At 55.8% G+C, this 13,710-nt stretch carries 11 protein-coding genes, 1 rRNA gene, 1 other RNA gene and 3 pseudogenes; all 16 read right to left on the bottom strand.

Features of this window, described 5'->3' with window-relative positions:
- Nucleotides 1–58, bottom strand: a 16S ribosomal RNA gene (locus PACILC2_RS15895); the annotation flags it as partial.
- Between the two features lie 418 nt (nucleotides 59–476).
- Nucleotides 477–740, bottom strand: coding sequence for a pro-sigmaK processing inhibitor BofA family protein (locus PACILC2_RS15890; protein ID WP_062489451.1), 264 nt, complete (start codon nucleotides 738–740; stop codon nucleotides 477–479).
- On the bottom strand, nucleotides 737–1,015 hold the full coding sequence (locus PACILC2_RS15885; RefSeq protein ID WP_062489452.1) for a YaaL family protein: 279 nt from the start codon (nucleotides 1,013–1,015) through the stop codon (nucleotides 737–739). Before PACILC2_RS15885 ends, PACILC2_RS15890 begins: the two co-directional genes overlap by 4 nt.
- 184 nt (nucleotides 1,016–1,199) lie before the next feature.
- Nucleotides 1,200–1,799 carry a recombination mediator RecR gene (gene recR / locus PACILC2_RS15880; RefSeq protein ID WP_062489454.1) on the bottom strand — a complete coding sequence of 200 codons (600 nt, stop codon included), beginning with the start codon at nucleotides 1,797–1,799 and terminating at the stop codon, nucleotides 1,200–1,202.
- Nucleotides 1,800–1,847: 48 nt separating this feature from the next.
- The gene (locus PACILC2_RS15875) at nucleotides 1,848–2,159 is read right to left on the bottom strand and encodes a YbaB/EbfC family nucleoid-associated protein (RefSeq protein ID WP_062489456.1); all 312 of its coding nucleotides are present in this window, start codon (nucleotides 2,157–2,159) and stop codon (nucleotides 1,848–1,850) included.
- A gap of 25 nt (nucleotides 2,160–2,184) precedes the next feature.
- Complete coding sequence (gene dnaX / locus PACILC2_RS15870) at nucleotides 2,185–3,984, bottom strand: DNA polymerase III subunit gamma/tau (RefSeq protein ID WP_213529424.1); 1,800 nt, start codon at nucleotides 3,982–3,984, stop codon at nucleotides 2,185–2,187.
- Between the two features lie 207 nt (nucleotides 3,985–4,191).
- Nucleotides 4,192–4,458: signal recognition particle sRNA large type (gene ffs / locus PACILC2_RS15865), an RNA gene on the bottom strand.
- 78 nt (nucleotides 4,459–4,536) lie between these two features.
- Complete coding sequence (locus tag PACILC2_RS15860; protein ID WP_062489459.1) at nucleotides 4,537–4,947, bottom strand: hypothetical protein; 411 nt, start codon at nucleotides 4,945–4,947, stop codon at nucleotides 4,537–4,539.
- Nucleotides 4,948–5,021: 74 nt separating this feature from the next.
- Nucleotides 5,022–5,219 (bottom strand): 50S ribosomal protein L31, encoded by a 198-nt coding sequence (gene rpmE / locus PACILC2_RS15855; protein WP_062489462.1) that lies wholly within the window; start codon nucleotides 5,217–5,219, stop codon nucleotides 5,022–5,024.
- Between the two features lie 112 nt (nucleotides 5,220–5,331).
- Entirely contained in the window at nucleotides 5,332–6,585 is a 1,254-nt protein-coding gene (locus PACILC2_RS15850) for a radical SAM family protein (RefSeq protein ID WP_062489464.1), read from the bottom strand.
- Between the two features lie 38 nt (nucleotides 6,586–6,623).
- Nucleotides 6,624–7,909, bottom strand: a pseudogene (gene rho, locus PACILC2_RS15845) (transcription termination factor Rho).
- 115 nt (nucleotides 7,910–8,024) lie between these two features.
- A complete protein-coding gene (murA, locus tag PACILC2_RS15840) occupies nucleotides 8,025–9,278 on the bottom strand; it encodes a UDP-N-acetylglucosamine 1-carboxyvinyltransferase (RefSeq protein ID WP_062489466.1) in 1,254 nt (417 codons plus the stop codon).
- A 258-nt stretch (nucleotides 9,279–9,536) separates the two neighbouring features.
- Nucleotides 9,537–10,390: pseudogene (fba, locus tag PACILC2_RS15835) on the bottom strand (class II fructose-1,6-bisphosphate aldolase).
- Between the two features lie 149 nt (nucleotides 10,391–10,539).
- On the bottom strand, nucleotides 10,540–10,944 hold the full coding sequence (locus PACILC2_RS15830; protein WP_082654992.1) for a response regulator: 405 nt from the start codon (nucleotides 10,942–10,944) through the stop codon (nucleotides 10,540–10,542).
- Between the two features lie 127 nt (nucleotides 10,945–11,071).
- Nucleotides 11,072–12,699 (bottom strand): annotated as a pseudogene (gene pyrG / locus PACILC2_RS15825) (CTP synthase).
- Nucleotides 12,700–12,991: 292 nt separating this feature from the next.
- Entirely contained in the window at nucleotides 12,992–13,579 is a 588-nt protein-coding gene (gene rpoE / locus PACILC2_RS15820) for a DNA-directed RNA polymerase subunit delta (RefSeq protein ID WP_213529422.1), read from the bottom strand.
- Between the last annotated feature and the right edge of the window lie 131 nt (nucleotides 13,580–13,710).

Here is a 13,710-nt window from a genome sequence, read left to right as displayed (position 1 = left end):
GCATGTATTAGGCACGCCGCCAGCGTTCGTCCTGAGCCAGGATCAAACTCTCCATAAAGGTAAAGTTGATTGTGCTCATTATTGTTGCTTCCGTCAATTCTCATTGACGGGGCAGTTCGCTCGTTGTTCAGTTTTCAAAGAACAAATGCTGCTTTCGTTTCACCGCCGTTTCAGCGGCGACTTTTATAATATATCACACCGGAGCTCGTTAATGCAAGCATTATTTTTCATTTAATTTCTTCCATATTGCTTTCGGCTCCGTCGCGCTCGTCCGGGCGCGTGTTCTAATTTAGCATAAACCGCTTATGCCCGTCAACAGCCTTTTTCTGCTTTTTCCGTGCTTCCGTTTCCTATATGCGGACCTTGCATGGAAATAACAAATCAGCCGGCCGACGGCGCCGCCGCAGAACCGGCTGTATGCATCGTTTGGACATAATTAATGTGCGAAACGGTTGCCGGCATCAATGATCAACGATCTATATTACCGTCATTTGAAGCCCCGCCAGAAGCGCTACCCCGGGCAGCCCCAACACGACGACCGTACCGATCGTGGCCGGATTGAGCGGGATATACATGCCGGGTATCAAGCCGATGCCGTTAAGGGCATAGAGCGCGATCGCCGCCACGGTCAAATGAAGCGCAAACCGGCTTATCCACGACCACGAAACGCGATGCCGCAGCAGCATGACAGCAAGCCCGAGTCCGGATACGGCCAGCAGGGCGATCCATACCGTTCTCATCCGGCCGTCCCCTTTCTCCAAACGGGATGAGTGACGGCGAACTGCTTCGCTTGGCGCAGCAGCATTTCATAACGTTTCTCCGCCGCCTCCATCGCATAAATGGCATAATCGATTTGATCCTTTCCGACGGCATACTCGAAATGCCGGTTGGCATTCTCCCAGTCCCGGTGCGCTTCTTCAATCTCGCCCAGCAACCTGCTTCCGAAGACGGCTTCTTCCATCGCCCGTTGGCCAGCCGTTTCGCGTTCCCGAACTTTCCTCCACCAACGTCTCATCCGGCCCCCTCCTCCCGCTTGTCCCGCAGCTGTCCGACTGTTACATCTTTATGAACCGGACACGCAAAATAGAACCATGCGGAGGAGCAAAACAAAAGAGCTTCGACTCCCCGAAATACGTTCCGGCGGTGATCGAAGCTCCTCGATTGACGTCCAGTAAAATATTACCCCGCTCGCCGCCCGGTCAGGACAACTCCCGCCGGCCTTCCAGCGCCTTGGACAACGTCACTTCATCCGCGTATTCCAGATCGCCCCCGACCGGGAGGCCGTGAGCGATGCGGGTGACGCGAATTCCGAACGGCTTGACGAGACGGGAGATATACATGGACGTCGCTTCCCCCTCGATATTGGGGTTGGTCGCGAGGATCAGCTCCTGTACCCGTTCGTCCTCCAGCCGCTTGAGCAGCTCGGCGATGCGGACTTCGTCCGGACCGATACCCTCCATCGGCGAAATCGCCCCTTGAAGCACATGATATTGGCCCTGATATTCTTTCGTCCGTTCCATCGCCACCAAATCTTTCGATTCCTGCACGACGCATATGACGGAAGGATCGCGCGTCTTGTCCTGGCAAATGCGGCACGGGTCTACGTCAGTAATATTGCAGCATATGGAACAATAATGTAAATTGCGTTTGACGCTGACGAGCGCCTTGGCAAAATCGATCACATCGTCTTCCTTCATCCGCAACACATGAAAAGCGAGCCGGGCGGCGGTCTTCGGACCGATGCCCGGCAAGCGGGTGAACGAGTCGATCAATTTGGCGATCGGTTCGGGATAATACAAGGGTGCTAGCTCCTTTCGGACGAGAACGTCCCGCCTTCTTCGGCCGGCTTAGAACAGGCCGGGAATTTTCAGGCCGCCCGTAAATTTGCCCATGTCCTGATTAGCCAGCTCTTCCGCTTTGGCCAACGCATCGTTGACGGCGGTAAGCACAAGATCCTGCAGCATTTCGACATCATCGGGATCGACCGCTTCGGGCTTGATGGTCACGCCAAGCAGCTTTTTATGCCCGTTCATGCTGACCGTCACAACGCCGCCGCCGGCCGTTCCTTCAACCGTTTTGTTCCCGAGCGCTTCCTGCGCCTTCAGCATTTGCTCCTGCATTTTTTTAACCTGCTTCATCATCTGGTTCATATTATTCATGCGTGGCCACCTCTTCCAATCGAATTTAATCTTCCTTCAATTCTACCATATCTTCGCCAAACAACCTGTACGCTTCTTCGACCCACGGCGGTTTGGCGCCGGGCGCATCGCCGGTTTCCTCTTCCGGCTGAAGCTGCAGCGGCTCACCGCCGGACGCCGGCGCGCGGTCCATGGCCGCTTGCCATTCCTTCAGCATGACGGTGCAAAGCTTCGTCGGCTGTCCAAGCGACTCGAGCAGAACGCGCTCGATCAATTCCCGGTTGGCCGGCTTCTCGGTCGTTTCCCGGTGCATGGCGCTCTTAAATGCGACAAGAACGGCATCGCCGGAGGACGAAACCGGCTCCCCGTCGACGAGCCAGGCATGGACCGTAATTTTGGCGTCCTTGACCCGCTGAAGCACCTCGTTCCATTTCGCCCGCACCTGCGCCGTTTCCCGGCTGCCGGCGGCCGCCAGGAACGGTTCCAGCTTGACGGCCGAGCGGCCCGCGCCAGAGAGCGCGCCGCCAAATCCGCCGCGCTGTCCGAAGCTTCTGGCCGAGCCTCGCGACGCGCCTTTATCCGCCCCTGCGGCCGGTTCTCTCGAGGCTCCTTGCACGGCGGCCGCGGCAGGCCCTTGCTGCATCAGGCTTTCCAGCCTGCGCTCCAGCGCCTCCACCTTCCGCTCGAGGCGAACGATGTCGGCGGACGCCGCAGAAGTCCGATCGTTTCCTTCCGGCGGCGAGGCTGCCGTCTGGCCTTGCGTCTCGGGCAAAGTGCATATTTTCATTAGCGCAACCTCGAACAGCGTTTGCGGCTGGGATGCGAAGCGCATCTCGTTCTGGTAACCGTTCAATATATCGATCATGCGAAACAGCCGTTCCGAAGAGAACGAATCGGCCATAGCCCGAAACGCGCCGGCATCGACGACGCGTTCCGTCGAGCCGGCTTCCGGCGCGAGCTTGAGCACGAGCAGGTCGCGGAAGTAATAAATCAGATTTTCCATGCACTTGTCCGCGCTTTTGCCGGCCTGCATCAAATTTTCCACAGGCGGGAGCAGCGCTGCGACATCGCGATCCCGCACCGCTTCGGCCAGCTTTGCGAACTGATCGGCCGCGATACCGCCGGTCACATCGACGGCGTCGCGAAGCGTAATACGCTCGCCGCCGAATGCCGCTACCTGCTCCAGCAAGCTGATGGCATCCCGCATGCCGCCCTCCGACAGCCGGGAGATATAAGCGAGCGCGTCCGCTTCGGCCTCGATCCCCTCCTCGCGGCAGATGCGCGCCAATCGCTCGGTTTGTTCTTCCAGCGACACCGGCCGGAAGTCGAACCGCTGGCACCGCGAAACGATCGTCGCCGGCAGCTTGTGCGGTTCCGTCGTAGCCAGCATAAAGATGACCTGGCCAGGCGGTTCTTCCAGCGTCTTGAGCAGCGCATTGAACGCTTCGGTCGTCAGCATATGAACTTCGTCGATAATATAAATTTTGTAGCGCACCTCGGAAGGCGCGTACCGGACATGGTCCCGGATATCGCGAATTTCATCGATGCCCCGGTTGGACGCGGCGTCGATCTCGACGACATCCATAATACTGCCGGCCGTTATGCCGCGGCAAGCGGCGCATTCGTTGCACGGTTCCGTTGCCGGACCGTGCTCGCAGTTCACCGCTTTGGCCATAATTTTCGCCGCGCTCGTCTTGCCCGTTCCCCGCGGCCCGCTGAACAGATAAGCGTGGGAAATCCGCCCTTCGCGAATCGCGTTCTGCAGCGTCTGGATGATATGCTGTTGGCCGACCATGTCCCGGAACGTCTGCGGACGCCAGGCTCGATACAAAGCTATATGTGACACGCCGATCGTTCCTTTCTATCCATCCGATTACCTTATTATACACGAACCGGTAGCATGAGAAAATTGCCGGCCGGCTCAAAGCCCGCCAAATCGCTTTTTGCCGCAGCAAAAAAGCCGCTGCCTGTCCGCAAGCAGCAGCTGCAAAAAAACTGCAAAAAAAATCGAAAACCCTCTCTGCAGAGGGTTTGATCCTTTGTAATATGTATACCGTGCACCTGCCCTCGATCCATGCGACCCGAACGGCACTCTCGATTCCAGCTCGAGCCAGGCACTCCCCCGGCACATGGATGGGCTTGCTTACGGCTGCTTCCTTCCGGACCTGACCGGGTTCACAAGTATCCATTGCGGAGGACCCGACTGTCAGCACTGTTCACGAACACCAGGCCTCGCATCAGCATAACCTCAAGCAGGAATTCAACCTCGCTACAGCGGATTGCGAGTTACAGGGCACCGCTACCTCCCCATCTAGCACGGCAAACATAAGTATAGCCCATTCCACCTTAAATCGCAACTGTCTGAAAATAGAAGCAACCGGGGTCATGACAAAGCCGGTTATCTTGCCGTTTTGACGTGGACCCGGTAGGTCGGCATATTGTATTCCAGCATCGCTTGGGCTTTGCTGCCCAACTCCCGCACGCCCTCGTCATCCAGATCTTTGCTCGGTTTCAATGTGACATACAAATGCGGACCATGAAACGTAATGCGCGAACTTTCGATCCCGTTTAAGCTTTGCAGTTTCTGTTTCACAAAATCAGCTTGCGCGCGATAATCGAAATGCGGCTGTCTTCCCGGCAGCAGCGGGTTGCTGTTAACCATCCCGAGATGCCCGTCGTTTCCGTAAGACTTGGCGGTCGGACCGGTCCGGGCATCGTTGTTCTGGCAGCCGGCCAGCAGCAGAGGCAAGGAAAGCACGATGATGAATCGGCGCAGCAGACGCCGTCTCGCAACCGTATAGAACGGCATGAAAAAACCTCCCTTCATCCATAGGATGGCTAAGGGAGGTCTGACGCATTCTGCTAAATTGAGCCAGGATGCCATTACATACCGTATTTTTTCTTGAAACGGTCGATACGGCCGCCTACGTCCGTGAACTTTTGCTTACCCGTAAAGAACGGGTGGCAAACGGAACAAATCTCGACACGCAGGTTCTGTTTGATCGAACCGGTCTCGAAGCTGTTGCCGCAAGCGCAAGTTACAGTCGTGACGTGATAGTTCGGATGAATATCCGGTTTCATCTCGTTCACCTCTTTCCGCCCTGGGCTACGTTGCGAGCCCAGAGTTAAAATACGCACATAAACGGATTATATCACGCCGCATGCCGGAATAGCAATGCCTCCGGCAAGGCCGCTAAACTTTACCGGCAGCGGGAGGGACGCGGGTATAGGAACCGATAACCACATCGGGCAGCTCCTCCCGGAAAATGTCCAGCATTTGCTTCATGCCGTAGACCTCTCCCTGCGGCGGGGGAATAAGCTCCAGATAGCTCTCGGGATCGATGTTCAGATTGCGCATCTGAATCAGCCGAAGTCCCGTCCGGCGCGCAAAGCCGATCATCGCTTCCATTTCTTCCTCCCGATCGGTCACGCCGGGAAAAACGAGGTAGTTGATCGACGTGTAAACGCCTTTGTCCGCGGCATAACGAAGCGACCGTTCCACATTGGCCAGACTGTAGCCCCGCGGCTTGTAATATGCGTTATAATGGTCGTCCATCGCGCTGATGGTGCTCACTCTCATCAGATCGAGGCCGGCATCGACGATCGCCCGGATATGATCGGTCAGACCCGCGTTCGTATTGATATTGATGTAGCCGTTCGACGTCTTGCTGCGAACGCGGCGCATCGCTTCGACGATGATCGCCGCCTGCGTGGACGGCTCGCCTTCGCAGCCTTGCCCGAAGCTGATAATCGCGTCCGGGGTTTGAAGATGCTCCAGCATGATCTGTTCCACTTCGTCGACGGTCGGCCGGAAATTCATGCGCGTTTGCGGCGCCGGAAAACCGCTGTCGTCCGGCTGCTCGGAAATGCAGCCGAAGCAGCCGGCATTGCACGAATACGATACCGGAACCGCACCTTCCCACCGCTGCAAAAACGTATTGGCCGCCGTCAGACATTCATAACCGAGCGCGCAATTGGACAAATGACGGTAAAGGCGGTTGTCCGGGTATTTGGCGAGCAGCCGGTCCACCTGAACGCGCAGCTCCCGCCGGTCGCAATTGAGCGGGTTCCACCGCTGCGGGTCGTCGCTCTTGCTGGCGGCAACGTAAAATTCCCCGTCCTTCCAGACTACGGCCGTATAGCCGAACAGCGGCAGCTTTTGCGTTTTGTCCGTTTTGACATATCCGGGAATCGCCAAGCGAGTATAGCCTTGCGGGAGCAGCGCTCCTACCGCTTGCATATTCTCCGGCAGCTTCTCCATCTGCCCCGTCCGGACATTCAACCCGATCGGCCGCGTATGCGGCAGCCCAACCAGCGTCGCGCCTTCCGGCAGCGGAATAAGCTCGTCTTCCAGCAGCTCGACGATCATGTCGCCGCTTCGCCCGAGTCCGATCCACTTTTCGCTGTCAAACACTTGACCCTTCTCGTCAGCATAGACGAGCTTCATATGCGTTCCCCCTCTTGAAACCGCCCTGCCGGTCTGGTTCAGACAGGCGTCGTTCGGGTATTCCTGCGGCCCGCCATGCCGCCGGAGCTTCCCGAAGAGGGCGCCCCGATGCCCGAAGTGTCAAGCATACTGAGAAACTCCTGGTTCGTCTTCGTTTCGCGAAGCTTCTTCAGGAAATTGTCGACGAATTCCGGAGAATCGTTCATGCTTTTGCGAATCGCCCACACTTTATCGAGCTCTTCCTTCGTCAGCAGCATTTCTTCCCGGCGCGTACCGGAACGGCGGATGTCCAGAGCGGGGAAAATGCGGCGCTCGGCCAGACGGCGATCCAGATGAAGCTCCATATTGCCGGTTCCTTTGAATTCCTCGTAAATAATATCGTCCATCCTCGAGCCGGTTTCAACAAGCGCCGTAGCGAGAATCGTCAGGCTGCCGCCCTCTTCCACATTGCGCGCCGATCCGAAGAACCGTTTCGGACGATGGAAAGCGGCCGGGTCGATACCGCCGCTAAGCGTCCGCCCCGACGGCGGAACGACCAGATTATACGCCCGCGCCAGGCGCGTAATGCTGTCGAGCAAAATAACGACATCCTTCTTGTGCTCCACAAGCCGCAGCGCCCGCTCCAGCACAAGCTCCGCCACTTTAATATGATGCTCCGGCACCTCATCGAATGTGGAAGCGACCACTTCTCCTTTGACAGACCGCTGCATATCGGTCACTTCCTCCGGCCGCTCGTCGATCAGCAGCACGAACAGTTCGATTTCCGGATAATTCTCCGAAATGCTGTTGGCGATCTCCTTGAGCAGCAGCGTCTTGCCCGCTTTCGGGGGCGCCACAATCAATCCCCGCTGACCAAGACCGACAGGAGCGAGCAAATCCATGATGCGCGTGGAAAGTTTGTGTGGAGACGTTTCAAGAACCAGCTTTTTTTCCGGGTACAGGGGAGTAAGCGCGGGAAAATGAAGACGTTCCGACGCATGGTCGGGATTCTCGCCATTGACGGCGTTGACCTGGAGCAATCCGAAATAGCGCTCGTTTTCCTTGGGCGGCCTGCACTTTCCTGACACAAGGTCGCCGTTCCGCAAATCAAATTTTCGAATCTGGGAAGCGGAAATATAAATGTCTTCCGAACTCGGCAAATAATTGATCGGACGCAAAATCCGAAGCCTTCCGGCAAAATTTCCAGCACGCCCTGCATAAACATAAGGCCGCTCTTTTCGGCTTGCGCACGCAAGATGGCGAAAATCAATTCTTTCTTTTTCAGTTGGCCATAATACGGAATTTGAAACTGTTTTGCTAGCTTGTAAAGCTCTGTTAGCTTCATTTCTTCCAAATCGGCGATCTGAAGATCACTCAATACGCTCACCACTTTATTCAATTTTTTATTTCTATCAAGCTTTGCCGGAAAGGGCGCCGCCTATAACCGGCACCCTGCCGGTTTAATCCGAATCCCGCCAAACCTCCGCGCCAAGAAGACGAAGGTTGTCTACCAGATTGTCGTAACCCCGATCGATAAACTCTACACCGGAAACCTCGGTTACACCATCTTCGACCGCAAGCCCGGCAACGACAAGCGAGGCGCCCGCGCGCAAATCGGCAGCGCGCACTTTGGCGGCGTTCAGCCGGCCGCCTTCGATGATGGCTGTTCTTCCTTCGACGCGTATGTTGGCGCCCATCCGCATCAGCTCCGGCACATGCTTGAAGCGGTTGCTGTAAACATAGTCGCTCAGCAGGCTGACGCCTTTCGCTTGCGTAAGCAGGCTCGTCATCGGCGACTGAAGATCGGTCGCAAATCCCGGATAAGCCAGCGCCTTGACGTCGACCGCCGAATATTCCGGAGCGCCGACAATGCGGATCGACTCGTCAAACTCTTCGACGTTCACGCCCATCTCGCGCAGCTTGGCCGTCACGGCTTCCAGATGCTTCGGAATAATATTATCGATTAGAACGTCTCCGCCCGTGGCGGCGGCGGCAATCATATACGTACCTGCCTGTATGCGGTCGGGAATGATGGAATGACGGCAGCCATGCAGGCTTTCGACACCTTCAATGCGAATCGTTTCGGTACCGGCGCCTTTGATTTTGACGCCCATGGCGTTCAAAAGTGTCGCTACATCTATGATTTCAGGCTCTTTGGCCGCGTTCTCGATAATTGTCGCACCTTCGGCACGGGAAGCCGCCAGCATAATGTTAATGGTCGCTCCAACGCTTGCCACGTCCAGATAAATCTTCGCGCCCTTCAGCTTTTTCGCCGAAATGTGTACCGAGCCGTGATCGTTGCGGACGGTGGCGCCAAGCGCTTCGAAACCTTTGATATGCTGATCGATAGGACGGGGCTCGAAGTTGCATCCTCCGGGAAGACCGATCGTCGCTTCGCCGAATCTGCCCAGCAACGCTCCCATCAAGTAATAGGAAGCGCGCAGAAGCTTCACTTTGCCGTTCGGCATCGGTTTCGAACGAAGCGCGGACGGATCAATCCGGATCGTATCCCCGGTCCATTGCACGCTTGCTCCAAGCTCCTCAAGCAATTCGCAGTATACGGCCACATCGCTCAGATGAGGCAAATTGTCCAGCACAACTTCCGATTCGGCAAGAATGGACGCAGGCAGCAGCGCGACTGCACTGTTTTTGGCACCGCTGATCGCAACGGTTCCCCGCAGCGGGCGACCGCCGCGAATCAATAATTTCTCCATAACGTTTCCCAATCCTCCATTGGAAGAGAGCAAAGGTGAGAAATGCTTATCCGCAGGCCGCCCGCTTGCGAGCAGCCGCGTCAAGCATTGCAGAAGCCATCGAATTCAGGCCTTTCCGGGATGAGAGGCCGGGATCCGAATGTCCAGAACGGGCTTTATGTTGCCGACAGGAACGGTTGATGATGCGGTCTTCCGCATTGGTGTGGAAAAACCGCCTCGCCATATCGGGGCGGTCGTTTCCGGATATATGAGGTCGAGTTACGCTTGATTGCTGCTGCCGAACAGACGGATCTTTTCCCTTACGACTTCGATCATCGCATTGCGGGCAGGGGCCAAATATTTGCGCGGATCGTATACTTTGCTGTCGCCGCTCAATACTTCACGGATCGCGTTGGTGCAGGCTACCTGATTCTCGGTATTGACGTTGATTTTGCCTACGCCGGCCTGGATCGATTGACGGATCGCTTCGTCCGGTACGCCGGAACCGCCATGGAGCACGATCGGCACCGGAATCGCGTCAGCCACTTTCTGGATGATGTCATAATGAATTTTCGGCTCGCCCTTGTACATGCCGTGAGCGGTGCCGACAGCGATAGCCAATGCGTCAACGCCCGTCTCCTCATAGAAGCGGATCGCCTCTTCCGGCTTCGCAAGCGCGGCATGCTCTTCGTCCACGCTGATGTCGTCCTCGACGCCGCCGATCGTGCCGAGTTCCCCTTCGACCGATACGCCCATGGCATGAGCGGCCCGGACGACTTCCTTGGTCAGGCGGATATTTTCCTCCAGCGAATAGTGGGAGCCGTCGAACATAACCGAGGAAAAGCCGGCGCGGATACATTGCATAGCGACCTCGAAGCTGCTGCCGTGGTCAAGGTGAAGCGCGATCGGCAATCCGGACTTGCGGGCTGCCGCTTCCGCAATCGCCACCGTATATTCGATACCCATATATTTCAGGGCGCCTTCGCTAACCCCGAAGATGAAGGGCGATTTTCGGCAATAGCCGCTTCGGTGATCGCCTGTGCGAACTCCAGATTGTTCATGTTAAACTGACCGACCGCAAATTTGTTTGCTTTTGCTTTCGGCAAAAACTCATTCATCGAGACAAGTGGCATTGTTTCATATCCTCCCTAAAATGACCGTCTTAAAATCTCAAGCCCGTTCCGACTTGTCATACTGCGTTATTATACCATATTAGGACAGCTAATGGTAATGCCTCTTTCTGCATACCGTCCGGGTACAAAAAAAAGATCCTGAACCAATGTCAGGATCCGACTGCATAACGATTTTTCGGTTCGCCGCCGCGTAGCTGCATGTTGACCGCCATCCTCATTTCATCAATATCGAACGGCTTGGTGAAATGCATGAGCGCGCCATGGTCCGTCGCTTCCTTGATCATATCGAGTTCCCCGTACGCCGTCATCATGATCACCTTAATGTCGCGGTCGATCGACTTGATATGCTTCAAAATTTCGAGTCCGTCCATGCCTGGAATTTTCATGTCGAGCAGCACAAGGTCAGGCGACTCCTGCCTTACAATTTCCAGGGCCAGCTTGCCGTTGGGCGCTTGAAAAGTGACGTATCCTTCGCTGCTAAACACTTCCATCAGCAGGACGCGGATGCCGTTCTGGTCATCGACAATCAACACTTTCTTCTTCTCCAACTGCATTACCTCCCCGCTTGGTTGCGACGCGTCAAACGATTTGGCCATCTTTTCCATATTCATTAGGATATCTAAGTTATTCGCGTCAAAATTGCAGGAATCCTGCTAACAGAGGAATAAAAATGCAGAAGTGTCAGTTGGCGTAATGCAAAGCCGCGCGAACGAAGCCGCGGAACAGCGGCTGCGGCCGGTTCGGCCGGGACGTAAATTCCGGATGGAACTGCACGGCCAAAACCACGGATGGTCCGGAAGCTCCACCATTTCGACCAGCCGCCCGTCCGGAGACGTTCCCGAAATCCGAAGTCCCGCCGCTTCGATGCGATCGCGGTACTCGTTGTTGAACTCGTACCGGTGCCGGTGCCGTTCGTAGACCAGCTCGTCGTTGTATTCGCGCATGCCGAGCGATCCGTCGGCCAGCTTGCAAGGATAAAGGCCAAGCCGCATCGTTCCGCCCAAATCCTCGATGTCCTTCTGCTCCGGCAGCAAGTCGATCACCGGATGAACGGTCGAAGGATCGATTTCGGAGCTGTTCGCCCCTTCGAGCCCGAGAACGTTGCGCGCATATTCGATGACCGCCACCTGCATGCCGAGACAAATGCCGAAGAAAGGAACGCCCTGCTCGCGCGCATAACGGATCGCGATAATTTTGCCCTCGATGCCGCGATCCCCGAACCCGCCGGGAACGAGAATGCCGTGTACGCCCCGAAGCTCGTCCGCCACATTGTCCGGCGTCAACTCCTCGGCGTTGACCCAGCGAATCCGCACTTCCGAGTCGGCGTCGATGCCGGCGTGGCCGAGCGCTTCCACAATGCTCAGATAGGCGTCATGCAGCGCGACATATTTGCCGACGATGGCGATTTCCACCGACTTCGCCAGATTTTTGACCCGTTCAACGAGCTTCCTCCATTCGGTCATATCCGGCTCCGTCGCGGACAGCTTCAGATGCTGGACGACGATATCGTCAAGCCCCTGCTCGCGAAGCATAAGCGGTACTTCGTACAGCGTCGAGGCGTCGCGGCATTCCACCACCGCATTGGCGTCGACGTCGCAGAACTGGGCGATTTTCCGCTTCAAATCATCGGCAAGCGGATATTCCGTCCGGCATACGATCACGTTCGGCTGAATGCCGATGCTGCGGAGCTCCTTGACGCTGTGCTGCGTCGGCTTCGTCTTCACCTCGCCGGCAGCCTTGATGTACGGGATGAGCGTAACATGAATATACATCACGTTGTCTCTCCCGATATCGCTCTTGATCTGCCGGATCGCCTCCAGAAACGGCAAGCTTTCGATGTCGCCGACCGTACCGCCGATTTCCGTAATGACGACGTCGGAACCGGCTTCTCTGCCGGCGCGGAATACGCGATCCTTGATTTCGTTCGTAATATGCGGAATGACCTGAACCGTGCCGCCAAGGTATTCACCGCGCCGCTCTTTGGAAATCACGGTCGAATAAATTTTGCCAGTCGTCACGTTGCTGTTTTTGGACAAATTTATGTCGATGAAACGTTCGTAGTGGCCAAGGTCCAGATCCGTTTCGGCTCCGTCGTCGGTAACGAATACCTCTCCGTGCTGATAAGGGCTCATCGTGCCGGGGTCAACGTTAATGTACGGGTCGAATTTTTGGATCGTCACCTTCAGACCCCTGTTTTTCAACAGTCTTCCGAGCGATGCCGCCGTAATTCCTTTGCCTAGCGAAGATACGACGCCGCCGGTTACAAAATGTACTTCGTCACTTGATGATACCCTCCATGCCTCATGAATTAATGTTAGATTGCCCGCAAAACGGATGACTACTTCCCGAAAAAAACAAAAAAAGTGACACCCGTGTCCACGGGGCACTTTCCATGCTTTTATATCTATCCCAAAATGTTATCGAATCAGAAGCCCATGCAATAGTTTATACTCTGAACGGTAGCCTGTCAAGCAAGCCGTTGCGGCTTTCCGAAACGGCCGAAACGACGCCGTCCCGGATTAAAGGTGAACGGCAGACGCCCCCGTTTTCCGCAGAAATGAAGGCGTCTGCCGTGTTGCGAGCATGTGCCGGCCCGATGCGTTAACGATCGTCCTCAACGCTCTCGTCGTCCGGTTCGAAGTCTTCTTCCACTTCTTCCTCTTCATCCACTTCATTTTCAAACTCGTCGACCAAGGCTTCGTCTTCGAGCTCTTCGTCATCGACGACGACATCGTCGTCCACATCAACGTCTTCGTCGGCCTCGTCAAACAGATCCTCGGTATCGTCGTCGAAGATGTCGAAGCCGTCGTCATCGCCGGCATAGCTGTCAACTTCCTCGTCCGTGTACAAGTCCTCGTCGTCCAGATCGTCGTCGTCGTTAATGATCCGCGGACGTTTTGCGTTCGTCACCGAATCTTCGGAGCGCTCAACCGGATACCAGCGCTTTAATCCCCAAGTGTTGCCCCCTACGCAAGCGAAACGGCCGTCAATATTAATTTCCGTATATATCTGTGCGATGACTTGATCGAGCTCTTCGTCGGACAGTCCCCGGATTTTGGCAATTTCCGTAATGAGGTCCCGGTAGTAAAACGGCGTATTGGCCGCCTTCAAAACTTCGAACGCCAGATCGACCATCGGCATTTCCCTGACGCGTTCCGGGTCGAGTTTCAGCGTGAACTCGCTGCTCATATATGGACACTTCCTCTCGCTAACGTATCTGCTTACTATACTGTCTATCCATGTCATCCTATAGTAAAACCTATTTTTTCAAAAACAATGCGAGCCAGGCCCAGGACCGGCTTGAACCGAAATCATTGACC

The organism is Paenibacillus cisolokensis (assembly GCF_018403665.1).
Taxonomy (GTDB): domain Bacteria; phylum Bacillota; class Bacilli; order Paenibacillales; family Paenibacillaceae; genus Paenibacillus_AH; species Paenibacillus_AH cisolokensis.
The sequence above is the reverse complement of the archived record's forward strand: the minus strand, read 5'-3'. Positions and strand labels throughout refer to the sequence as shown.

Coding starts and splice junctions, on each gene's coding strand:
- PACILC2_RS15890 (WP_062489451.1), bottom strand. CDS start 740: ATGAGAACGGTATGGATCGCCCTGCTGGCCGTATCCGGACTCGGGCTT.
- PACILC2_RS15885 (WP_062489452.1), bottom strand. CDS start 1,015: ATGAGACGTTGGTGGAGGAAAGTTCGGGAACGCGAAACGGCTGGCCAA.
- PACILC2_RS15875 (WP_062489456.1), bottom strand. CDS start 2,159: ATGAATAATATGAACCAGATGATGAAGCAGGTTAAAAAAATGCAGGAG.
- PACILC2_RS15860 (WP_062489459.1), bottom strand. CDS start 4,947: ATGCCGTTCTATACGGTTGCGAGACGGCGTCTGCTGCGCCGATTCATC.
- rpmE (WP_062489462.1), bottom strand. CDS start 5,219: ATGAAACCGGATATTCATCCGAACTATCACGTCACGACTGTAACTTGC.
- PACILC2_RS15850 (WP_062489464.1), bottom strand. CDS start 6,585: ATGAAGCTCGTCTATGCTGACGAGAAGGGTCAAGTGTTTGACAGCGAA.
- murA (WP_062489466.1), bottom strand. CDS start 9,278: ATGGAGAAATTATTGATTCGCGGCGGTCGCCCGCTGCGGGGAACCGTT.
- PACILC2_RS15830 (WP_082654992.1), bottom strand. CDS start 10,944: ATGCAGTTGGAGAAGAAGAAAGTGTTGATTGTCGATGACCAGAACGGC.
- rpoE (WP_213529422.1), bottom strand. CDS start 13,579: ATGAGCAGCGAGTTCACGCTGAAACTCGACCCGGAACGCGTCAGGGAA.